Origin of the sequence: Curtobacterium sp. MCLR17_058 (assembly GCF_003234705.2) — a bacterium.
GTDB lineage: Bacteria > Actinomycetota > Actinomycetes > Actinomycetales > Microbacteriaceae > Curtobacterium > Curtobacterium flaccumfaciens.
Window position 1 is genome coordinate 201,482 of the sequence record NZ_CP126262.1, and the last position, 22,055, is coordinate 223,536.

The following is a 22,055-nucleotide window of genomic DNA, read 5'->3' on the forward strand; positions in this document are numbered from 1 at the left end:
CTCAGAACGCGCGGTCGAGCTCGCGTTCGCGCGGGGACTGCGTCATCGAGAACGCCACACGCAGGGCCTCGCGCAGGTGCCCGGAGTCCGAGCCGAGCACGGTCGTGAACCCGAGGCGGGTGGCCTCGTTCACGCGCTGCTTCGTGCCCGTGGCCGGACGGATCTCGCCGGCGAGGCTGATCTCGCCGACGGCCGCCAGCGTGTGCGGGTACGGACGGTCTCGTGCGGCGCTCGCGAGGGCCAGTGCGATCGCCAGGTCGGCGCCGGGCTCCGTGAGCTTCATGCCGCCCACCGTGGACACGTAGACGTCGGCGTCGGAGAGCTTGAGGCCGGCGCGGCGTTCGAGCACCGCGAGCAGCATCGCGACACGGGAGGCATCGACACCGTTCACGACCCGGCGTGGCTGTGGCGCCGAACTCGGGACGATGAGGGCCTGCACCTCGACCGGCAGCGCTCGGCGCCCCTCGAGTGCGACGGTGACGCAGGTGCCGGACACCGGGGTGGCGTTCTTCGACATGAAGAGGCCGCTCGGGTCGGGAACCTCGTGGATGCCGTCGCCACCCATGTCGAAGCACCCGACCTCGTCGGTGGGGCCGAAGCGGTTCTTGAGCGCCCGGACGAAGCGCAGCGCCGTCTGCCGGTCGCCCTCGAAGTGGCAGACGACGTCGACCAGGTGCTCCAGGAGCCGCGGGCCGGCGATCGTGCCGTCCTTCGTGACGTGGCCGACGATGAGGACGGGCAGGGCGCGGTCCTTCGCGATGCGGATCAGGGTCGAGGCGACCTCGCGCACCTGGGACGTGCCACCCGCGATGCCGTCGATCGAGCTCGACGAGATGGTCTGCACGGAGTCGGCGATGAGCAGGTCGGGCTGGACCTGGTCGATCTGGCCGATGATCACGCCGAGGTCGACCTCGCTCGCCAGGTACAGGTCGTCGTGCATCGCCCCGGTGCGTTCGGCACGGAGCCGGACCTGGTCGACGGATTCTTCTGCGCTGACGTAGAGGACGCGCTTGCCCGAGGCTGCGGCTCGGGAGGCGACCTCGAGCAGCAGGGTCGACTTGCCGACGCCGGGCTCGCCGCTCAGCAGGACCGCCGCGCCCGGCACCACGCCGCCGCCGAGGACGCGGTCGAACTCGCCGATGCCGGTCTGCCAGCGCTGCACGGAGGTGCCGCGGGCTTCGGTGATCGGTCGCGCGGCCCGGGCACCGGTGACGGCGACCGCTGACGTGCCGCGGGTGCTCGCCGACGCCGCAGAGCTGTCCTCGACGGTGCCCCAGGTCTGGCACTCACCGCACCGGCCGACCCACTTGATGCTGGTCCAGCCGCACTCGGTGCAACGGTAGAGGAACTGCGGGCGCGCCATGTCGTCGAGGCTAGGCCGTACGGCCGACATCACCGGGGTGGTCGTCCGGCTCGTCTGGTCCGCTTGGTTCGTCCGACCGGTCTCGTTCATCGGGCACCGCGATCGACCCGGTCATCCGGTGGCGCAGGCGCTCGACCGGCCCCGGACCCTGGCGCGAGGCGTGGTCGAGTGCCTCGGCGCCGTCGGTGTCCTGCTCGGCGCGGGCGTTCGCCACCGCCCCGGCTTCACGACCGAGGTTCTCGGCCTCGCGCACGGACAGGTAGTGCCGGATCGCCGCCACCGTGTCGACCCGCGCGTCGACCGCCGGCTCGAAGGCGCTCGCCCAGACCTCGTAGCCGCGGTCGTTCGGGTGGAACAGGTCGCCGTAGCTGTTGAAGAAGGTGCGGCGGACCCCGACGCGCTTCGTGATGGTGTGCAGCGGCGCCACCGTCAGCCCGAACTCGTCGGCCACCCGGTGCACGATCTCGTTGGCCACCGCCACCTTGCGTTCCCGGTCCGGCACGAACATGCACGGCAGCTCGGCCACCACGGCGTGCGACGGCACCGCGCCGTAGATCGCCCGGATGTTCCGCTCGAACTTGTCCGGATCGAAGTCGGCGATGTCGTTCGCCCCGATCGACACCGTGCAGACGTCGGGCGCGTAGTGCCGGAGCTTCGGCAGCTGGTCACGTTTTGCGCCCCACGTGGTCGAGCCGGAGACGCTGAGGTTCACCACCCGCACCGACATGTGGGAACGGTGACGGATGCGCCGCGCGAGCAGCCCCACGTAGCCGCGGCCGGGGGCGGTCGCGCCGACGCCCTGCGCTGCCGAGTCACCGATCGCCACGTAGAGCAGCTGTCCCTCGTGCTGCTGTCGTTCCCGCCACCAGTCGGCGTGGATCGGGAGCATGTCGACGACCCGTTGCGCTGCTGCCCGTTGGCCCTTCACGCCGGCGCGGGCACCGACGGCTGCGGCGCCGACGACGCCGAGGCTGCCGACGACGGAGGTGAGGAGTGCGATGAGCGTGCGGGATCTCATGCCGTGGACGGTACGCCCGCCGGTCTTGCCGGAGACGAGGAGGACCTGTGGGTGTGGGGAGAGCCCTGCAGGTGACCGCCTGTGGAGGGCGACCCGGCCCGGGGTGTCATCACGGGCCTCCCGGATCGTGTAAACTCTTTCCCGGTACCGTGTCCGAGCGGCCGAAGGATCATGTCTCGAAAACATGTGTGGGGGCAACTCCACCGTGGGTTCAAATCCCACCGGTACCGCCAACGCAAAGAGCCCCAGATCCCCGTCACAACGGGGATCTGGGGCTCTTTCGCTCTGTCCCGGGAAGGTGTGAGCAACCGCAACTTCCGGGCCGTTACTCGGTGGCCGTCGTCTTCCTCGACGAAGGTGACACCCGACTCCGTTGCGGTCGTGGGCTCCGGAACTTGCGATAGGTGGCACTATGCGTTGGTTTGAGTCCCAACCTTTGAAGTGACCTGATGCTGCGTCTGTCTGCGGATATCGACGACGTCGATCGCTCCGGCGGTGGTCGGTCGAGTGCCCGCGGCTCCTAGGCTCGACGCATGGGGATGCACAGGGACCAACGACTCGCCGTGATCATCGGGAGCGCCACGGCGGTGCTCGTCGGTGGCGGGCTGATCATCGCAGTGGCTCTCGGCCTGATCGGCTCGTAGCCTGAGCAGCGAGCACGAGGAGGGGTGATGGCGCAGACGGCAGAACCGCCGGCGGCCGCGGATGGTCATCAGCAGCTCGGCTCGAGGCACAAGAACGGCGATCGTCGCTTCGGTGTCGCGGGGCTCATGGCAGGTGTGTACGCCGGCCGAGGAACGCCGATGCTGTCGAGCCTGTACCACTCGACGGTCACCGAGCACATCGGATCAGTCCGCGTCGGCGACGAGCTCCACGTCGAGTGGCGAGGGACCCACTGGTGGGCGTCGTCGGACGAAGGCGCCGTCGGCCGGCTCTCCTGGTCGAAGGGGCTTCGCGAGCAGACGGCGTACGCACCGGACGGGCCCAGCCCCTACGACTTCGACGACGGGACGCTGTACGTGCAGCACGTCACGGTGAACGCCGCCGGCGAGGTCGTCGACTGCGGCGGGTACGTCGTTCCGGACAACTACGAGCCGTCGGACTGGCCGATGACGCCGATCCCGGACCCTGCGGAGCGCGAGCTGACCATCACGATCGGCGCGCCGGCGCCCATGACTCGGCCCGTGCCGGCGGCGGGGAGTCACCACCCCAGGCGAGTAGCGAGACCACTACGCGCTCCGGCTGGCTTCGGCGGCTGCGCGGGCGCGGCTGAGAGGGAGAGCAACCGATGACGACGTACACACCGCGAGAGCTGGCAGCCGAGCTCGGCTACACGAACGAGTCTCGTCCGGGGCGGGCCGTGCGGGCCTACCTGCGGGAGCGTTACCCGGAGCACACCGGATTCTGGGTACTCGACGAGGCGCAGGCCGACGACGTGCGCGCGAACGTGCCCCGCGCGTCGTGACGTGCGTCAGCCGCTGCGACGGTGCAGATCTCGCTCGTCCGAGGGCTTCACGGCGCGGCATTCGGACACGTCATCGGAAGCCGACGAAGGTATCCACCTTGCTGGTGCTGCGCATCCACGACCGATAGACAGTGAGCCACGTCCAACGAAGGAGTTGTCGATGCTGGTTCAGGTCTGTGGTCTTCCCGGTGCAGGGAAGTCGACGCTGTCTGCTGCGATCGCGGAGCTGACACCTTCACTGACGCTTCGCGTTGATGCGATCGAGGGCGCGATGTGGAAGTACCAGATTCCGCCCGAGCAGTCCGGGATCGCCGCCTACTCGGTCATGCATGCCATCGCGGTGCCGAATCTGCGGCGAGGACAGGTGGTCATCGCCGACGCGGTGAGTGGTGTGGAACCCGCTCGCGCTGGATGGGCGTCGACAGCGGAAGCCGCTGGGGTTTCGCTGCGCGTGATCGAGGTCGTGTGTGCGGACGTCAACGAGCACCGTCGCCGGGTGGAGCAGCGTGCGAATGACCTGCCTGGGTTCACCTTGCCGACGTGGGACGAGGTGCAGCGGGCCGCCGACGAGTACGAGCCCCGCACGGACGATCGACTCGTCATCGACAGCACCCGCCCGCTAGAAGAGACGGTGCGCCGGGCCCTTGACTACCTCGAGCTCCACGTCCGGTAACGGACAGTTCGACGGTCCGGCGGGAGTGACGGGTGCGCGGCTACTTCCTCTCGTACCTGCTCCAGTAGCGCGCGAGCGCCGCCTGACCCGGTCGCGCCGTTGTGAACAGGAGCAGAGCAAACCCGACGACGACGAGAACCGCCGCCAGACGGTCGAGCCTGCCGTCCGAGTGGGCCATCAACACGAAGCCGATGATGATGACCAGCAGCCCCAGCGTCATGAGTGCAACGCGTCGAGGGGTCATGAGTGCGAACATGTCGTCGCCGTACCCGGCGGGGTTCGTGGTGAGCAACAGCGCGAGTACGGCGGTGGTTCACACACCTGCCACTTCCGGTTCACGGGGCTGCGCCACGCTTCTGCTCTGTGTCACCGAGTCGTGTGACCACGCCCCGAGTGGAGAGAACGCCATGCGCCGGTTCCAGATCGCTGTTCCGAGACGTCGGGCCCGCACGGTGCTGGGGGTCGTGGCGGTGGCGTGCGCCGTGTCCTTGATCGCTCCGGCGGGAGCGTCCGCGGCGACATCGCGAACCGCGCCGCGTCCAGGGGCCTACGGGTACTTCGTGGACACCTACAAGACGAACACCCCTGCCGCCACGACGCCGGAGACGAACGCCGCGACCGGGGTGCTGTCGCAGTTCGGCACCCTGTGGAGCCCGGGATCGTCGTGGGACAACGGGGTCGCAACCAGTGCCGCAGCGCAGCGGATCCTGGACTCGAACATCGCGCAGGCAGCGCGGACCACGCAGACCCGCACGGAGGCGCAGGGGCACGAGGCGTACCTGATCGACCGACGGAACCAGAGCTACTCGGCCATCGCGGGGTTCGGTGACCTGTCCGACGCGGTGCGGACCGCGACGAACGCTGGCACCACGATCCCCGACGAGATCCCGGCGGATGCCACGACGAAGCAGTACGTCGACCAGGGCAACGCGAAGGGGTCGTGGGCGGACACCGATTCGGAACTCGGCGACGTCGTCCAGCTGGTGAACACGCTGCGTGGCGACTACTCCTCGGCCAGCAACGCGAAGAAGTACTACCAGTACGCGCGGCCGTACCGGCAGAGCCAGGACGTCAAGGTGCTGCCGCAGCTCGTCCCCGAGGAGTCCCCGACGCCCGCCACCGACGGCGGGTTCCCCAGCGGACACACCAACGCCGGCTACCTGGCCTCCCTGGCGTTCGCGTACGCGTACCCGGAGAAGTACACCGAGCTCCTCGCCAACGGCTCGGAGATCGGCAACAGTCGGATCGTCGCGGGGATGCACTCGCCGCTCGACGTCATGGGCGGACGGGTCCTGGCGACTGCGCTGGCGGCGGCCATCCTGGACGACCCGGCCAACACGCAGCTCGAGCAGCAGGCGCACCAGCAGGCGGAGAAGGTCCTCGCCGCTGCCGGCCCGAGCGCTGTCGATCGGTACGCGGACTACGCAGCGGACAAGAAGGACTACCGCGGGCGTCTGACGTACGGGTTCACGCGCACCGGCACGAAGACGATCCCGGCCACGGTGCCGAAGGGTGCCGAGGCGCTCCTGCGGACCCGCCTGCCGTACCTCAGCGACGACCAGATCCGAGAGGTGCTCCGGACGACCGCGCTGCCGTCGGGCTACCCCCTGCTGGACGATGCGGAAGGGTGGGGGCGCCTCGACCTCTTCTCGGCAGCGTCCGGCTACGGAGCGTTCGACAGCGCGGTGAGCGTCTCGATGGACGCCGCCGAGAAGGGACTGGACGCCGCCGACACCTGGCGCAACAACATCGGCGGGACCGGGTCACTGACCAAGCGGGGGACCGGCACCCTCACCCTCGCCGGCTCGAACCGCTACACCGGCGGCACCGTCGTCCGCGGTGGGACGCTGATCGCGGACTCCGCTGCTGCCCTGGGCAAGGGGTCGGTGACCACTGTCTCCGGCACGCTCGCCGAGGCCAGCACGAGGGTGATCCGCATCGGCGGCAACCTGACGCAGCGCTCGCACGCCGCACTCTCGCTGAGTGTCTCCGGACCCCGTCCGGCCCTGCGCGTCGAGGGCACGGCGTCGTTCGGCGGAACGCTGCGGGTGCACGTCGCCAAGGGCACGGCCGTGGCGAACGACCTGGTCCTGATCACGGCGGACCGGATCGCGAAGGGTTCGAGCTTCAGCCGGGTCCGCGTCGCCGGCCTGCCCGCCGGGTACGAGCCCGTGGTGGAGCGCCACGGCAACGAACTGCACCTCGTCAACGCCAACGCGACGAAGCACGGCCACGGCCGTGGCCACGGCGCCGCCTGAAGCGGAGCGCGTCAGGTCGGCTGCGAGTGCGGCCAGCAGGGCGGACTGTGCTCAGGCCGCCCCGTCGCCGAGGCCGAGCAGCAGCTTCCGGAGGAGCCCGGCCAGCTGCTGCTCCTCGTCGCTGCTCAGCGTGCCGAGCAGCTCTCGTTCGTTCTCGACGTGCCGGGCAAGCGCCGCGTCCACCACCGTCAGGCCGTGATCGGTCAACGTGACGAGCACACTTCGTCGGTTCGAGGGGTCGGTCTCCCGCGTGACGTAGCCCTTCGCGACGAGCCGGTTCAAGCGGTTCGTGACGGCGCCCGAGGTCACCATCGTGGCGGCGAGCATCTGCCCGACGGTCAGCCGATGTGGTGATCCCGAACGTCGGAGGGTCGCGAGCAGGTCGAACTCACCCGGCAGCAGGTCGTGCTCAGCGAGGACGGCACCGACCCTCCGGTCGAGGATCGCTTCGGCGCGCCCGATGCGCCCGATCACCGCCATCGCACGAACGTCGAGGTCCGGTCGTTCCCGGCCCCACTGGGCCACGACTCGATCGACGGCATCCTCCATCAGAGCACTCCTTCACGCTGAACTGTTTGACGCTAGCCTATCGGGGCCATAATGTCTCAACGTTGAGAAGTTCAGCATGAAGGAAACGAGGCTCCGGTGACCGATCGCTCGCTGTCCACGTCGGCGGCGGCCGGCCTCACGCTCAGCGCGGCAGTGGCACCGATCGTGTGGGGGTCGACCTACGTGGTCACCACCGAGCTCCTGCCCGCCGATCACCCGATGACGGCGAGTGTCCTCCGTGCGCTCCCGGCCGGCCTGCTGCTGCTCGCGCTCCGGCCGGGAGTCCCACCGCGGGGCTGGCGCCTCCGGACGTTCGTGCTCGGCATGCTCAACATCGGGTGCTTCTTCCCGATGCTGTTCGTCGCGGCCGACCGGCTGCCGGGTGGCTTGGCGGCCATCGTCGGTGCGCTCCAGCCGCTCGTCGTCGTGGCCCTCACCCTGGCGCTGCGGTGGGGACGGCCCGCGATCACCCACGTGGCGTGGGGAGTCGTGGCCCTGGTGGGCGTCGCGCTCGTCTCCCTCAGCGGAGGTGCCGTGTTCGACGTGCTCGGGCTCGCGGCCGCGGCGCTCGGGACGGTGTCCATGGCGCTGGGGCTCCTGCTCACTCGTCGTTGGGGCACCCCGGAGGGCACACACCCCCTGACCTCGACCGCATGGCAACTCATCTTCGGGGGCGTGGTGATCGTCCCGCTCATCCCGATCGTCGACAGCGGGCCGTGGCAGCCGACCGCCGCCGGGTACGCGGGGTACGCCTGGCTCACGCTGGTCGGTGGTGCCCTGGCCTACAGCGTCTGGTTCCAAGGCGCACGGGCGCTGCCGTCGGCCCGGATCGCGTTGTTGGGCGTCCTCAGCCCGTTGACCGCTGCGGTGCTCGGGTGGGTCGTCCTCGGCCAGGCGCTGTCGCCGCTGCAGATCGTCGGCTTCGTCGTCGCGCTCCTCGGTTCCCTGGGTGGGCAGCTCGGACGAGCGGTGTCTCGGGGGCCTTCCTCCGAGCCGCTCAGCCGTAGATCGAGTCTGGGATCTCCGGGCAGGCGGTGACGAGCTCGTAGTACTGGGACTGCGGCAGATCGACCGACCGGTACGGCGACCACGCCCCGTCGCTGTCGACGAACTCCTGCTCGCTCGGGCCGCGCCCCACCGCGATGCCGTGGTCCTGCAGGCACTTCGTGAGCTCGCCCGTGGAGTAGCGGTAGAGCCACTCCAGCTGGGACTCGTTGAAGGCAGTCTGGTACTTCGCGGCCATGGGGTACTCGGCCCCGCACGTGTACTCAGCGACCGCGAACGGCTCGGACTGCGCCTCCGGCACCTGTCCGGAGGAAAGGCTTGCGTCGGGCATCGCCTTCGCCTGCGGGAACCCCGCGGCGGTCATGCACCGTTCCTGCGTCGGGGCCCAGTCGGCGTGCGAGACGGTCCGGACGCGGTCGACCACCGGCCGCTCGAGCCCCGGATGGCGTGACGCGACCAGCTGCCATGCCTGATCGGCGTTCGCGTCGAGGATGGTCTCCGCTCGCACTGCGCTCAACGCATCGGGCTCCGGCCCGGAGGCAGCCCCTGGCGCGGCACATGCGGACAACCCGGTGACCACTGCGATGCAGACCACGCTCGCCGCTGCAGTGAGGAGCTGATGGTTTCGTCGTCGCAAGTGTCCCCCTGGAGCCGCGATCGTCAGAACTGCCGGTTCGCCACATCCGCCCGGTGCGACACCGCCAGTATGTCCCGCAGCCGCTCGGCCGGCAACGGTGCTCCCCGATCCGCCAGGTAGTCCGCCACGAACCCCTCGGCACTCGCCGCGTAGATCCCCGTGTACGCCCCGGACTCCGGCTCGAAGCGCCACGAGTCGGCCAGTGTCCCGGCGTCCACGGGTTCGAACCCGAGCAGCTGCACGAGCCCGGCGACCACGGCCTTGGCCTGCTCGTCGTCGCCCGCGATCGGCAGTGCGGTGCGGGGCGTGGAGCCGGCGAGGTTCGGGATGTGGTGCGCGACGATGTTGTTGAACGCCTTGACGATCCGGGTGCCGGGCAGGAGCGTCTGCTCGTACTCCGCCGTGGTCGTCGCGAGGCTGTCGAGCTGCTCGATCCGGCCGTCGCGGCCGGGGTAGTAGTTGCCCGTCGACAGCACGGTCCGCCCGGCGAAGGCGTCGAGGTCGGGGGCGAGTGCCGGGTAGGCGGTGAGCGGGATCGCGAGGACGGGCACGTCACCGAACTCGACGGCCTGTCGCACGGTGCCGGCCTGGGCCCGCGGGCCGAGCTCGGCGACGAGGTCCTGCAGCGACTCGGGGCCGCGCGAGTTCGCGAGGAGGACGTCGAGGTCGGCGGCGACGGCCAGGCGCGCGATCGCGGTGCCGATGGCTCCGCTGCCGATGATGCCGATGCGGTTCATGTGGTGCCCTTTCAGGGAGGTGGACGTCAAGGGAGGATCGGGGCTTCCCAGCCGCGCCGCGACAGGGCGGAGAGTGCGGCGGAGGACGAGTCGTCGGCCATCGCGGCACCCCGGACCCAGCTGGTCGCCAGGGCGGCGAGGAACAGGTCCCGCGCGCGGACGTCGGCACGCGCACGACCGGAACGCTGGGCGGCGCGGAGGAACTCGTCCGTGGTGGTGATGAACCCCTGGCACGTCAGGGCGAGCGGCGACGAGTCGGACGACGCGGCGGCACGGAGCGGTTCGGGCAGCCCGTCGAACGTGCCGGCCCACTCGGCGACCGCGTCGAGCCAGCCGTGCAGGGCGTCGCCGGTGTCCACGGAGCCGTCGCGCAGTGCTTCGCGACGGGCCACCAGGTGTTCGTCGCGCGCGGCGAGGAGCTCGGCGAGCAGGGCCTCGCGCGTGGGGAAGTGCCGGTACAGGGTGCCGGCGCCGACGCCGGCCTGCTTGGCGATCGCGTCGAGCGAGCCGGTCACGCCGTGCTCGGCGAACGCGCGCTCGGCGACCCGCAGGATGTGGTCTCGGTTGCGGAGCGCGTCGGCGCGCGGTGCGCGCCCGGCGGGAGCGGTCCGCTCGGGCATGGCGGGCCTCCAGGCTGTGGTGTCGAGTACCGGAGAGGCTCTCCGGAATCACCACAGTACAGGAGACCCTCTCCGTTTCGTCGCGGAAGCGCGACGCCCGGGCGTCAGGACTCCTCGGCAGCCTCCGCCGCGTCCGCCAGGTCCGACCGCGTGTTCGCGTGGATCGGCTCGCTGTGCCCGAAGGTCTTCGCGGCGGCGCGCAGCCGCCCGACGAACTCCCCGTTGTCCATCTCGAGTTCGTCCTCTTCCGCGTCCTCGATGACGATCTCGCTCGAGGGTCCGATGAGGATCTTCGTGGTGGTCATCGTCCCGTCGTCGGCGACTGCGGGCACGTCGACGGTGTCCGCTCGGTCCCCGCCTGCGAGGGCCGCGGCGTACTCGATCACGGCGTCGGCGACGTCGTCACCGACCAGGATCGTGGTGGCGTCGTAGTGGATGTGCTTCATCGCGTACTCCTTCCCGGACCCATACAAACGCGCGGCGCGGGAACCGGCTTCAGGATGACCGCTGCACGCGGTGGTCCGGGGCCGGGGACTCCAGGGCGTTCCACACGTCGGCCCAGATCAGTTCGAAGTCGACGGGGCGGATGCGGTCGGCCCGGAGCGCCTGCTCCAGGATCGACAGCGCGTCCAGGGAGCCGGTGAGCAGGCGTTCGTCGCCGTGGACCTCGCGGCGTCCGTCGCCCAGGAACGTCGTCACGGTGACGGACCGCACCCGTGGTCGCAGCGAGCGGGTGGCACGGGCGAGGATCGCGAAGCCACCGCCGTAGACGAGCAGCGCGGTGGTCGTGCCGACGGCGGGGACCGAGACGGCGAGCACCAGGGCGGCGAGGGCGACGGCCGCCCCGACGGCCGGCCAGACGTGCCAGGCACGCAGCAGCAGGCGCTCGCCGGTGGTCGTGCCGGGTGGGAACACGACGAGGGTCCGCGAGCTCCACAGCGTCCGACCGACGGGTCGGATCGTGTACCGGCCCCACAGGTGGGTGCCGTCGAGCAGCCGGGTGCGGACCGGCAGCGCCGTGGTCATCGAACGACCGGCGCGAGTTCCGCGCGCACCGGCGCGAGTTCCGCCCGGACCGGCGCGAGTTCCGCCCGGACCGGCTCGACGACGTCGCGGTGCCGGACGGTCGCCAGGCACGGGAAGCAGACCAGGTCGCCTTCGCGGACGTCAGCCGGCAACGGAGCCGGGAGGCGGTGGAACGGACCGTCGGCCTGACCGTCACAGCGGGTGACGACGTACATCGGGGAGAGGGGAGCGGTGCTCCGGCGTCCGATCAGGCGCACCTGGTCGAGCACGGCGCAGGTCGGCAGGACCGCGTCCAGTTCCAGGAGCACCACCCCGGTGCGCGGCCGCCGCACACGGGTGACCGACGCCACGGCGACGCTCACGTCGCGGGGTGCCCAGCCGCGCGGACGGTACCGGGGCGGGGACTGCTCGGCGGTGTGCACGGTCGGGGTGCCGGTGAGGTCGGCGAGCCGGACCATCGAGATCGCCGAGACCAGCAGGTCGTCGGTGGTCGCGACGGTGTGGGCCGGCCAGAGGAACGGGTCCATCGGATCGGGGAGCGACGCACGGAGCGTCGGCATGATCGCAGTCAGTGTCACGACCACACGCTCTCGCGCGCTCGAGCAGCGCGGAAGGCCTCCTGACGGAACCCCTACGGTCGGCGGCGGAGTCCTGACGGAGCGCTCACCGGCGGGTGGCCGCGCGGAGTGCCGCGGTCCACCCGAGCGAGATCACGCCGGCGCCGATCAGGGTCTTCACCACGCCACCGAGGACGAACGGGTACAGCCCGTACTGCAGGGTCTGCTGCAGGTCGAGGCCGAGTGCCACCGCGAGCCAGGCCATCCCGGCGACGAAGGTGACGACGGTGCCGAGGGCGAAGGACAGCAGCGCGTTCCGCAGCGGGCGGTCGCCGAAGCGCTCAGCGACCCAGCCGACCAGGGCCGCGGCGGCGACGAAGCCGACGATGTACCCGCCGGAGGGGCCGACGAGCACGCCGACCCCGGCCGAACCGTCCGCGAAGACCGGCAGCCCGACGACACCGAGCAGCGCGTAGACGAGCATCGACAGGGCACCGCGACGGGCACCGAGGGCACTGCCGACGAGCAGCACGGCCAGGGTCTGCCCGGTGATCGGGACGGGCCAGATCGGCACGGACAGCTGTGCGGCACCGGCGGTCAGCAGTGCGCCGCCGAGGACCAGGGCGGTGCTGACGACGGCGGTGCGGGGGAGCAGGGCGTCGGCGAGCGGACGGTGTGCGGCGGGGGTGATCGTGGTCATGGTGTTCCTCGCTGTGGGGGAAGGAGCTGGCGGAGACGGAGGGGTCAGACCGCGACGGCGGCCAGCAGGGACTCGGCGTCGCGCCGGGCCTCGGCCACGGCGGCGGTGTCGAGGCCGCAGGCGCGCAGGCAGGTCGCCACGAGGGCGTCGCGGTCGGCGTCCTGCACGGGGCCGGACCGGCGGAGCTGGATGACGGTCTCGGTGATCTGGATGAGCACCGCACCGAGGCGCGACGGCGAGACACCGGCGGCGACGTCCGGGGCGGCAGCGCGCGAGCCGAGGCGCCCGTAGGCCTCCTGCAGTTCGACGCGCTCGGCCCGGAACCCGTCGTAGCGCTCGCCCTGCACCTCGGGCAGCAGGTAGAGCGTGCCGATGTTGTGCGGCGTGCGGGCGAGGGTGTCCACGTCGGCGACGACCAGCGCGGCGAGGGCCCCGGCTGCCGAGGCCGACTCCGGCACGAGCTGCTCGAGGCCGCGGACCAGCTCGAGGCTCGGGCGCACCGAGGTCGTGAGCAGCTCGACGAGCATGTCGTCCTTGCCGGCGAAGTGGTAGTACAGCGAGGCCTGCCGGATCCCGACCCGTTCGGCGATCGCCCGGGTCGAGGTCGCGCTGATGCCGTTCTCGACGAACAGCGCGGCGGCGGCGTCGAGGATCTGGTCGCGCGGGCTCAGGGCGGAGTCGGCGTTCGGCACGACCCGCGGTCGGCCGGGGCGCACGGGCCGGTCGTCGGGGGACATGCCCCCATCCTGACAGCCGGTGTCCGTCACGACTGCTCCCGGTACGCGCGCCAGCCGCCGTGGTGGGTGATGTCCTCGGCCCCCTCGACCGCGAACGGCTCGACCAGGAACCCGGTGACCTCGGTGCCGTCGTCGAGCGCCACGGTGCCGATCGCCATCGGTGCCGGCAGGGCCGCGACGAAGGTGCCGAAGCCGGCGGCGGGCAGGCGCCAGACCTCCCCGACGATGCCCGAGCCCGAGCCCGAGCCCGAGCCCGAGCCCGAGCCCGAGCCCGAGCCCGAGCCCGACCCCGACCCCGGCGCAGCAGCGCCGGACGCGACCGGACCCACGCGGACCAACCCGGGCTTGGGCGGCACCGTGTCGAGGGCGTACAGCCGGTAGTCGGACGCGGTGCGGGCCTCCCGGACGAACGATCCGCCGGACGCGACCAGCTGCCCGTTCAGCGGCTGCCCGCGCAGGTGCGCCCCGACGACCAGCAGGTCGACGGTCGGGGCGGCGAACGCGGACGCCAACGCCGCCAGACGGCGGTCGCTGAACGCCGGGCCGGTGAGCATGACGCCGAACGGCAGGCCGTCGACGAAGCCGGCGGGCACGGCGAGCGAGGCCATGTCGAGCAGGTTCGCGAAGTTCGTGTACCGACCCATCCGGCTGTTCGCGCCGATCGGGTCGGCCGCGACCTGCTCGAGCGTCGGGTGCCACGTCGTCGTCGGGGTGAGCAGTGCCGTGGTGCCCTCGAGTGCGGCGCGACCCGCTGCCCCGAACGCGTCGAGTCGTTCCTGGTCGGCGAAGAGCTCCGCGGCGGTCGGCCGTGCGCCACCGAGCACGATCGCGGCGACCGACGGGTCGAGGTCGGCACCGACCTCGTCGCGGTGGGCCTCGATGTGGGCGCCGACGGCCGCGTACCGCTCCGCGACGAACGCGCCGTCGTAGAGCAGCGACGCGGCGTCGAGCAGGGGTGCGATGTCGACCTCGACCACCTGGTGTCCGAGCGCACGGAACCGGTCGACGGCCGCGGCGAACGCCTCGGCCCAGCCGGGTGCGAGCCCCTCGAGCTGCGACGGCAGCGGCACCGCGATGCGCGGGACGGCCGGCAGGTCGGCGAGGGCGAGGTCGGGCCGCGCGAGCGGGTCGACGCCGTCCGGACCGGCCATCAGCTCCGCCGCCGTGCGCGCCAGGTCGAGCGACCGGGCGAACACCGTGACGCAGTCCTGTGAGCGGCAGGCGGGGACGACGCCCGTGTTCGGCACGAGCCCCTTCGTCAGCTTCACCCCGACCAGGTTGCCGAGCGCGGCGGGCACCCGGCCGGACCCGGCGGTGTCGGTGCCGAGCGCGAAGTCGACGATGCCCAGGGCGACCGCCGTGGCGGAACCACTCGACGACCCGCCGGAGATCCGCGTCGGGTCCCAGGCGTTCCGGACCGCACCGAAGGGCGAGCGGGTGCCGACCAGGCCGGTGGCGAACTGGTCGAGGTTCGTCTTGCCGACGACGACGGCGCCGGCGGCGCGGAGCCGGGCGACGGCGGTGGCGTCGGCTTCGGGGTCGTGGGCGTAGGAGCGGGCGGCTGCGGTGGTGGGCAGGCCGGCGACGTCGATGTTGTCCTTCACGGCGAACAGCAGGCCGGCCAGGGGCAGGGACGGGTCGACGGCTTCGGCCTCGGCCAGCACGTCGGCACGGTCGCGCAGCGTGATCCAGACCTCGGGGCGGTCGACGGCGTCGATGCGGGCGAAGGCGTCGCGGACGCGGGCGGCGGCGGACGTGGTGGCGGTCGCGGCAGCGACGGCCCCGCTCACGCTGCCGCTCCGATCGCGGCGAGGACCTGGCCCGGCGCGACCTGGTCGCCCGGCTTGATGTACACCTCGAGCACGTGGCCCGGCACCGGTGCGTGCACCATCGACTCCATCTTCATCGCCTCCACGGCCAGCAGCTTCTGCCCCTCGTCCACACGGTCACCCGGGCGGACGTCCACCTGCCACACGGTCGAGGTGAAGGGGGCGTACACGGCGGTCGACCCCTCGGGCACGGTCACGGCGTCGGCCACCACGGCGGCCGGTTCGTCCCGGACGTCGAACTCGCCCGATGCCCGCCACCGCTCCTTCTCCTCGCCGAACGCCTGTGCCTGCTGCGCCCGGAAGTCCGCGATGGACCCGGCGTTGTCGGCCAGGAACCGGTTGTACGACGCGATCGAGAACTCGCCCTCGACGGTCTCGAACGAGCCCCGTCCGGCGTCCGTCTCGGCGCGCAGCTCGAGCAGCTCGTCGGCGCCGACCGGGTACCACTCGATCCGGTCGAAGAACCGCAGCGCCCACGGGTTCTCCTGGAACAGCCCGCCCCGGCGGAACCGGTTCCAGATCTGCACGGTGCGGCCGACGAACTGGTAGCCGCCCGGACCCTCCATGCCGTAGATGCACAGGTACGCGCCGCCGATGCCGACGGAGTTCTCGGCGGTCCAGGTGCGGGCCGGGTTGTACTTCGTCGTGACCAGGCGGTGCCGGGGGTCGAGCGGGGTCGCGACCGGGGCGCCGAGGTACACGTCGCCCAGGCCGAGCACCAGGTAGCTCGCGTCGAACACGGTGCGGAAGACGTCGTCGACGCTCTCGAGTCCGTTGATGCGACGGATGAACTCGATGTTCCACGGCGTCCACGGGGCGTCGTTCCGGACGCCGTTCATGTACCGCTCGATCGCCAGGCGGGTGGCCGGGTCGTCCCACGACAGCGGCAGCTTGACGGTGCGCGACGGCACGACGAGCTGGTCGGTCGGCGGGATCTCGTCCTCGAGCTCGCGGAGCAGCCCTGCCACGTCCCGCGCCTTGAGCACGGCCGCGTCGGTGTGCACCTGCAGCGAGCGGATGCCCGGCGTGATGTCGAGGATCCCCTTCGGCGTGTGCTCCTGCAGCTTCGTCATGAGCGCGTGCACGCGCATCCGCAGCGCGATGTCGAGCGTCATGTCGCCGTACTCGACGAGCACGTTGTCGTCGCCGTCGCGTCGGTACGCGACGCTCGGCCGCACGTCGGTCGCGTCCAGGCGGGCGATCACGCCGTCGTCGCCGTCGCCTCCGGTGCGCGGCACCGTCCGGGAGGCCCGGTGCGCGTCGAGCGCGGCGGCGTCGGCTTCGCGGACGGGGACGAACCGGACGGTGTCACCCGGTCGGAGCTGGCCCAGCTTCCACAGGTCGCCGCTGGCGACCACGGCGGGGCAGACGAAGCCGCCGAGCGACGGCCCGTCCGGTCCGAGGATGATCGGGGTGTCCCCGGTGAAGTCGATCGCACCGACCGCGTAGGGGGTGTCGTGGATGTTCGACGGGTGCAGACCGGCCTCGCCGCCGTCGGTCCGCGCCCACTCCGGCCGCGGCCCGATGAGCCGGATGCCGGTGCGTGCCGAGTTGTGGTGCACGGCGTAGTCGGTGGCGTAGAAGACGTCGAGGTCGGCGCGGGTGAAGAAGTCCGGTGCGGCGTGCGGCCCCTCGGTGACGGCGATCTCCCACGCGTCGGTCAGCGCGGTGCGGCGGTCGGCCGGGGTCGGACCGCCCACCAGGCCCAGACGGGTCCCCGACGGGAACGCCGGGTGCGGGGCGTCCGAGTCCGGGGATCCCGGGCGCAGGACGTCGCCGGCGAGCAGGGCCCGACCGGCGTGGCCGCCGAAGCCACCGAGCGTGAAGGTCGCGGTCGATCCGAGGTAGGTCGGCACGTCGAAGCCGCCGCGGACCGCCAGGTAGGTGCGGAGGCCCGGACCGGGTGCCGTGCCGATCGCCAGGGTCTGCCCGGCGCCGACCTCGACCGGCTCCCACAGCGCTACGGGTTCACCGTCGAGGGTGACCGGTGCCGGCGCGCCCGTGAGCGCGACCACCGCGGCGGCCGAGAACCGGAGCGTCGGGCCGGTGGCGGTGACCTCGAGCGCGGGGGCGCCGTCCGGGTTGCCCACAGCACGGTTCGCCTCGGCGAAGGACGCCGCGTCGAACGGGCCGCTCGGCGGGACGCCCACCTGCCAGTACCCGACCCGGCCCGGCAGGTCCTGGATCATCGTCATGGTGCCCGGGGCGACGATGTCGATGCGCGGGTCCGGGTCCTCGGTCGCGTCGAGCGTCGAGGTGGAGTGCGTGGCGGTGCGGAGCTCGAGGTCGTCGGTCAGCGCGCGGAGGAGCCCGGCGTTCGTGACGATGCCGTCGATGCGGGTGGCCGCGAGTCCGTCGCGCAGCAGGTCGAGCGCGTCGTCGCGGGTCTCCCCGGTGGCGATCACCTTGGCGAGCATCGGGTCGTAGAACGCGGACACCTCGGAGCCGGTCTCGACCCAGCCGTCGACGCGGATGCCGGTGCCCTCGCCGGATGCCGTGGTCGCGCTCGGGAACACGGCCTGGGTGACGAGGCCGCTGGAGGGCAGCGAGCCCTTCGCCGGGTCCTCGGCGTAGACGCGGGCCTCGACGGCGTGGCCGTTCGGGGTCCAGGTGCGGTCGAACACGTCCACGTCGATGCCGGCGGCACCGTCGCGGGCCAGGCGGAGCATGAGCTCGACGAGGTCGACACCGAAGACCTCTTCCGTGACCGGGTGCTCGACCTGCAGGCGGGTGTTCACCTCGAGGAACGACGCCTCTTCGCGCACCGGGTCGTAGACGAACTCGACGGTGCCGGCGCTGCGGTACCCGACGCTCTCGGCCAGGCGGCGGGCGGACGCGTGCAGCTCGGCGCGGACGTGCTCGGGGAGCGCCGGTGCCGGGGCCTCCTCGATGACCTTCTGGTTGCGGCGCTGCAGGGAGCAGTCGCGGTCGCCGATCACCGCGACGCGGCCCTCGCCGTCACCGAAGAGCTGGACCTCGACGTGCCGGGCCGGCCGGACCAGCCGCTCGAGGAAGATGCCGGCCGACCCGAAGTTCGCGGTCGCCAGACGGACGACGCTCGTGTACGCCTCGCGGACCTCGTCGAGGGTGGAACACGCCTGCATGCCGATCCCGCCGCCACCCCCGGTGGCCTTGAGCATGACGGGCAGTCCGATGCGCTCGGCCTCGGCCACGGCGTCGTCGACGCTGGCGAGCAGCCCGGTGCCGGCGAGCATCGGGACCCCTGCTGCGGCGGCCAGCTCGCGGGCGGTGTGCTTCGCGCCGAACCGGACGATCTGGTCGGCGGTCGGCCCGACGAACCGGATGCCGGCGTCCTCGCAGGCCTGAGCGAAGTCGGTGTTCTCGGACAGGAACCCGTAGCCGGGGTGCACCAGCCCGGCGCCGGTGTCCTTCGCGGCCTGCACGACCGCGTCGATGCGCAGGTACGAGTCGCGGGCGGGTGCGGGTCCGAGCCGGACGGCGGTGTCGGCCTCGCGGACGTGGGGTGCCGCGCGGTCGGCGTCCGAGTAGACGGCGACGGTGCGCATGCCGAGCGCCTTCGCGGAGCGGATGATGCGGCGGGCGATCTCACCGCGGTTCGCGACGAGGACGGTGTCGGTGCTGAGGGCGGGGGTCTGGTTCACGGTGGCGGTCCCGGTGGGGTCGGGCGCGGCGGTCACGGCTGGACCACGATCATGCGCAGCGGTGTGCAGGAGAAGTCGTTGCAGGGGTTGTTCATCTGCGGGCAGTTCGAGACGACGACGAGCACGTCCCGCTCGGCCCGGATCGCGACCCGCTTGCCGGGGGCGCTCATGCCGTCGACGATCCCGAGGGCGCCGTCGGCCTCGACCGGCACGTTCATGAACCAGTTGAGGTTCGACACGATGTCGCGGGCACCGAGTCCGTGGCGGCCGGCCTCGGCCAGGAAGTTCTCGCGGCAGCCGTGCTGGTACTGGGTGTGGTGCCCGTACCGCAGGGTGTTCGACTCCTTCGAGCACGCGCCGCCGATGGTGTCCTGCCGGTCGATCTCGTTCGCGACGACGGTCATCAGCGGGTGGCCCTCGTTCGACATCAGGACGGTGCCGGTCCGGACGTACGCGTTGCCCTGTGCGGCGAGGGTGTCCGGCACGCTGTACCGCTCGTCGGGGTCGTGGGCGTCGTAGAGCAGGCAGTCGGCGCTCTGGTTGCCGCCGACGTCGACGATGGTGAGCACCTCGCCGGCGCGGACCACGGCGGACCACGGCGCGAGCGGGGCGACCCGGTCGTCGCGGACCACGGTGCCCGGCACCAGGGACTCGCTCCAGTCGAGGGCGACGTCCGGGTCGTGGACGGCTCCGACCGGGACGGTGGAGGTGGGGGTGTGGGTCGTCGTGTCGGTCATCACAGGCCTCGGGCTTCCGCGTGGTCGATCGAGTTCAGGTAGGCGCGGGTGAGCTCCGGCGTCGCGGTGAACCGCTCGTCGGCCGCGGTCGTCGGGGCCCCGCGCCAGGCGTGCACCCGCAGTGGTCCGACCAGGTAGTCCGGGCGCGGGTCGATCGGGTGCGCGACGTTCGCGACCAGCACGAGCAGCGGCAGCTCGGCGACGAGCGTGACGTGGGTGCCAGCGCCGGCCGAACCGGTGAAGGTCATCGCCCCCTCGGCGTCGATCCGCACGCCCTGGAAGAACGAGATGCTCGGCGGCAGGTCCCGCTTGGTGAGCCCGTGCTTGGCGGCGGCCTTCGCGAACAGCGACCGACCGCTCGGGGTGCGCCCCTCGGGTGCCGCGTCGCCGTACTTCCGCTCGTTCCAGGCGTCGGTCGAGGTGCCGCAGAACGCATCGTGGTGCCCCGAGGTGTCCTCGAGCACGGTCGCGAGTGCCCGGCCGTCCCCGCTCAGCAGGGGGGAACCCTGGCCCAGGTACGCCTGCCACGGGATCTTCTGGGTGTCGGCGACGTTGAGCCGCTCCCACGGTTCGAGCGCGTTGAACACCAGGACGTTGGCGCAGGCCTGACCCGTCGGGTCGTCGAACCGCAGCCGTGACCCGCGGGCCAGCACCTTGTGCGTGTACCCGCCCGGCGCCACCGTCTCGGCCCAGACGAGCTGAGCGGGGTCGACGCCCTCGGGGGCGAACGGTGACGACGACGCCGGCAGGTACGGCATGTACTCGGACTGCGCACCGGCCTGGGCGCGTGCGTCGGACCGGGAGGCGAGCACGCTGTCGGTCTGGTGGAGGTCGCGCATGGGGTTCCTTCCGGATCAGGCTTCGACGGAGGCGGCGGTCGGGCTCGCCGCAGTCGCGGCTGCGGGGACGGGCACCGCCGCGGTGGTGGGCACCTCGGCCAGGGTGATCGGCCCATGGGTGCGGTGCCGCCAGCTCGACCACGCCCAGCCGACGAGCAGCACGCCGCCGATGAAGAGCAGGGCGCTGTACTGCAGCCACCACGAGGTGCCGGTCAGGTCGTAGATCTCCGGCCGGGGCCAGATGAGGTTGATCGCCATGCCGATCTGGAACGCCACGGCCAGGGCGTTCAGCGGGATGCCCCAGCGACCGAGGGTGAACAGCGGCTTGCCGTCCTCGTCCACCCCGGTCGGCAGCCCGGTACGACGAAGCTTGATCCGCTGGACCAGCAGCGGCCCGGTGACGCCGAGGTACGCCAGGTAGAGCATCGCGATGCACAGGCTCGACAGGGCGGTGAAGATCGCGGACTGCCCGATGTTGACGGCGAGGGCCAGCCCGGCGCCGACCCCGACGACGATCGACGCGGCGATCGGTGTGCCGGTGCGGGGCGAGACCCGGGCGAGGGTGCGGTGGAAGGGCAGCGCCTTCTCGCGGGCCATCGAGTAGACCATCCGGGCTCCGGCGGTCTGCACGGCGAGGGTGCAGGCGAAGACCGCGACGGCGACGGTGCAGAGCAGGAGACGACCGAACACGTCGCCGAGGGTCGAGGTGATCACCCAGGCGAGGCCCTGCGTGGCGAGCTTGCCGTCGGTCAGGCTCGGGGCGGCGACGAGGGCACCGATGATGAGCAGCCCGCCGCCGAGGCCGGAGACCGTGAGCGCCCGGACGATCGTCTTCGGGGTGGTCCGACGCGGGTTGTGGGTCTCCTCCGCGAGCTCACCGGCCGAGTCGAAGCCGACCATCACGTACGCGGCCATCAGCGAGGACGCCAGGAACGCCCACACGTACGGCTCGGTGCTCGTCGACCCGGCGGTCGTGAACACCACGGACGCGCTGCGGTGCGGCAGCAGGAACAGGGCGCCGATGAGCACGACCACGCCGATGATCTCGATGAGCACGCCGAAGCTCGTCACGCGGGCCATCAGCCGGACGCTCGTGATGTTCACGATCGTCGTCACGGCGAGCATCACCAGCCCGAGGACCACCGCGTTCGCGGCACCGGTCGGCGACGCGACGGACGGGTCCGCGCCCGGACCGCCGACGACCTGGAACCCGTCCCAGATCGCGGGCAGCACGGCCTGCACGGCGATGGCCGCCACCGCGACGGTGAGGATCTGGCCGATGATCATCGTCCAGCCGGTGAACCACCCGAACCGGGCTCCGGCCAGGCGACTCGACCACTGGAAGATCGCGCCGGAGATGGGCCAGCGGGCCGCGAGCTGCGCGAAGTTCAGCGCGACGAGCAGCTGGCCGCCGAAGACGAGCGGCCACGCCCAGAAGAACGCAGCACCCCCCAGCCCGAAGCCGAGTCCGAACAGCTGGAAGACCGTGGTGAGGATCGAGACGAAGGAGAAGCCCGCCGCGAAGGAGGAGAACGAGCCGACTCCGCGGTGGAGTTCCTGCTCGTAGCCGAGGCGGGCGAGCCCCTGGGTGTCGACGTCGGACGTGGCGCGCGGTGCGTGGAGCGGTGCTTGCGGAGAACGCATGACTGCAGACCTTTCGCGGAGTACCTGTCGGGTGACAG

At 71.8% G+C, this 22,055-nt stretch carries 22 protein-coding genes and 1 tRNA gene; 6 read left to right on the plus strand and 17 right to left on the minus strand.

Annotated elements, in window-relative coordinates:
* Position 1 precedes the first annotated feature (1 nt).
* Positions 2-1,363: a DNA repair protein RadA gene (gene radA / locus DEJ11_RS01005; protein ID WP_181440812.1), complete on the minus strand. Its 1,362-nt coding sequence runs from the start codon at positions 1,361-1,363 to the stop codon at positions 2-4.
* Between the two features lie 10 nt (positions 1,364-1,373).
* Positions 1,374-2,381: an SGNH/GDSL hydrolase family protein gene (locus DEJ11_RS01010; RefSeq protein WP_111103304.1), complete on the minus strand. Its 1,008-nt coding sequence runs from the start codon at positions 2,379-2,381 to the stop codon at positions 1,374-1,376.
* A gap of 143 nt (positions 2,382-2,524) precedes the next feature.
* Here DEJ11_RS01010 and DEJ11_RS01015 point away from each other — a divergent pair.
* The 4 genes from DEJ11_RS01015 (at position 2,525) to DEJ11_RS01030 (ending at position 4,519) form a co-directional block, all read left to right on the plus strand.
* A tRNA-Ser gene (locus DEJ11_RS01015) sits at positions 2,525-2,614 on the plus strand.
* Positions 2,615-3,049: 435 nt separating this feature from the next.
* Positions 3,050-3,673 carry a hypothetical protein gene (locus DEJ11_RS01020; RefSeq protein WP_284176641.1) on the plus strand — a complete coding sequence of 208 codons (624 nt, stop codon included), beginning with the start codon at positions 3,050-3,052 and terminating at the stop codon, positions 3,671-3,673.
* A complete protein-coding gene (locus DEJ11_RS01025; protein WP_159557109.1) occupies positions 3,670-3,846 on the plus strand; it encodes a hypothetical protein in 177 nt (58 codons plus the stop codon). Before DEJ11_RS01020 ends, DEJ11_RS01025 begins: the two co-directional genes overlap by 4 nt.
* 160 nt (positions 3,847-4,006) lie before the next feature.
* Positions 4,007-4,519 (plus strand): P-loop nucleotide/nucleoside kinase family protein, encoded by a 513-nt coding sequence (locus DEJ11_RS01030; protein ID WP_111103307.1) that lies wholly within the window; start codon positions 4,007-4,009, stop codon positions 4,517-4,519.
* Positions 4,520-4,559: 40 nt separating this feature from the next.
* Here the strand turns inward: DEJ11_RS01030 and DEJ11_RS01035 are convergent, their stop codons facing one another.
* A complete protein-coding gene (locus DEJ11_RS01035) occupies positions 4,560-4,811 on the minus strand; it encodes a hypothetical protein (protein ID WP_111028713.1) in 252 nt (83 codons plus the stop codon).
* Positions 4,812-5,079: 268 nt separating this feature from the next.
* Between DEJ11_RS01035 and DEJ11_RS01040 the strand changes: the two genes are divergently transcribed.
* The gene (locus tag DEJ11_RS01040; protein ID WP_111103308.1) at positions 5,080-6,777 is read left to right on the plus strand and encodes an acid phosphatase; all 1,698 of its coding nucleotides are present in this window, start codon (positions 5,080-5,082) and stop codon (positions 6,775-6,777) included.
* A 51-nt stretch (positions 6,778-6,828) separates the two neighbouring features.
* On the opposite strand, the gene DEJ11_RS01045 is transcribed toward DEJ11_RS01040, so the two are convergent.
* Positions 6,829-7,326, minus strand: a complete 498-nt coding sequence (locus DEJ11_RS01045) for a MarR family winged helix-turn-helix transcriptional regulator (RefSeq protein ID WP_111092873.1) — start codon at positions 7,324-7,326, stop codon at positions 6,829-6,831.
* Positions 7,327-7,422: 96 nt separating this feature from the next.
* Between DEJ11_RS01045 and DEJ11_RS01050 the strand changes: the two genes are divergently transcribed.
* Complete coding sequence (locus DEJ11_RS01050) at positions 7,423-8,364, plus strand: EamA family transporter (protein ID WP_111103309.1); 942 nt, start codon at positions 7,423-7,425, stop codon at positions 8,362-8,364.
* Here DEJ11_RS01050 and DEJ11_RS01055 read toward each other — a convergent pair.
* The 13 genes from DEJ11_RS01055 to DEJ11_RS01115 all read right to left on the minus strand — a co-directional run bounded on the left by DEJ11_RS01055 (position 8,324) and on the right by DEJ11_RS01115 (position 22,017).
* Positions 8,324-8,848, minus strand: coding sequence for a hypothetical protein (locus DEJ11_RS01055; protein WP_146250042.1), 525 nt, complete (start codon positions 8,846-8,848; stop codon positions 8,324-8,326). The genes DEJ11_RS01050 and DEJ11_RS01055 overlap by 41 nt on opposite strands.
* A 143-nt stretch (positions 8,849-8,991) precedes the next feature.
* Positions 8,992-9,705, minus strand: a complete 714-nt coding sequence (locus DEJ11_RS01060) for an NADPH-dependent F420 reductase (protein WP_111103311.1) — start codon at positions 9,703-9,705, stop codon at positions 8,992-8,994.
* 26 nt (positions 9,706-9,731) lie between these two features.
* Entirely contained in the window at positions 9,732-10,325 is a 594-nt protein-coding gene (locus DEJ11_RS01065) for a TetR/AcrR family transcriptional regulator (protein WP_111103312.1), read from the minus strand.
* A gap of 104 nt (positions 10,326-10,429) precedes the next feature.
* Positions 10,430-10,771 (minus strand): hypothetical protein, encoded by a 342-nt coding sequence (locus DEJ11_RS01070; RefSeq protein WP_071404752.1) that lies wholly within the window; start codon positions 10,769-10,771, stop codon positions 10,430-10,432.
* Between the two features lie 49 nt (positions 10,772-10,820).
* Complete coding sequence (locus tag DEJ11_RS01075) at positions 10,821-11,351, minus strand: DUF6611 family protein (protein ID WP_111103314.1); 531 nt, start codon at positions 11,349-11,351, stop codon at positions 10,821-10,823.
* Complete coding sequence (locus DEJ11_RS01080; protein ID WP_146250043.1) at positions 11,348-11,929, minus strand: hypothetical protein; 582 nt, start codon at positions 11,927-11,929, stop codon at positions 11,348-11,350. The genes DEJ11_RS01075 and DEJ11_RS01080 overlap by 4 nt, the downstream gene beginning before the upstream one ends.
* 85 nt (positions 11,930-12,014) lie before the next feature.
* Positions 12,015-12,608 (minus strand): biotin transporter BioY, encoded by a 594-nt coding sequence (locus DEJ11_RS01085; protein WP_111103316.1) that lies wholly within the window; start codon positions 12,606-12,608, stop codon positions 12,015-12,017.
* A 44-nt stretch (positions 12,609-12,652) separates the two neighbouring features.
* Positions 12,653-13,345, minus strand: coding sequence for a TetR/AcrR family transcriptional regulator (locus DEJ11_RS01090; protein ID WP_111103317.1), 693 nt, complete (start codon positions 13,343-13,345; stop codon positions 12,653-12,655).
* Positions 13,346-13,371: 26 nt separating this feature from the next.
* Positions 13,372-15,135, minus strand: coding sequence for an allophanate hydrolase (locus DEJ11_RS01095; protein WP_111103318.1), 1,764 nt, complete (start codon positions 15,133-15,135; stop codon positions 13,372-13,374).
* Positions 15,132-18,833 (minus strand): urea carboxylase, encoded by a 3,702-nt coding sequence (gene uca / locus DEJ11_RS01100; RefSeq protein ID WP_502866905.1) that lies wholly within the window; start codon positions 18,831-18,833, stop codon positions 15,132-15,134. Before uca ends, DEJ11_RS01095 begins: the two co-directional genes overlap by 4 nt.
* A complete protein-coding gene (locus DEJ11_RS01105) occupies positions 18,830-19,534 on the minus strand; it encodes an urea amidolyase associated protein UAAP2 (RefSeq protein WP_111024044.1) in 705 nt (234 codons plus the stop codon). The genes uca and DEJ11_RS01105 overlap by 4 nt, the downstream gene beginning before the upstream one ends.
* The gene (locus DEJ11_RS01110; protein WP_111028700.1) at positions 19,534-20,373 is read right to left on the minus strand and encodes an urea amidolyase associated protein UAAP1; all 840 of its coding nucleotides are present in this window, start codon (positions 20,371-20,373) and stop codon (positions 19,534-19,536) included. Before DEJ11_RS01110 ends, DEJ11_RS01105 begins: the two co-directional genes overlap by 1 nt.
* A gap of 15 nt (positions 20,374-20,388) precedes the next feature.
* Positions 20,389-22,017 (minus strand): APC family permease, encoded by a 1,629-nt coding sequence (locus DEJ11_RS01115; protein ID WP_110863544.1) that lies wholly within the window; start codon positions 22,015-22,017, stop codon positions 20,389-20,391.
* Positions 22,018-22,055: the final 38 nt, after the last annotated feature.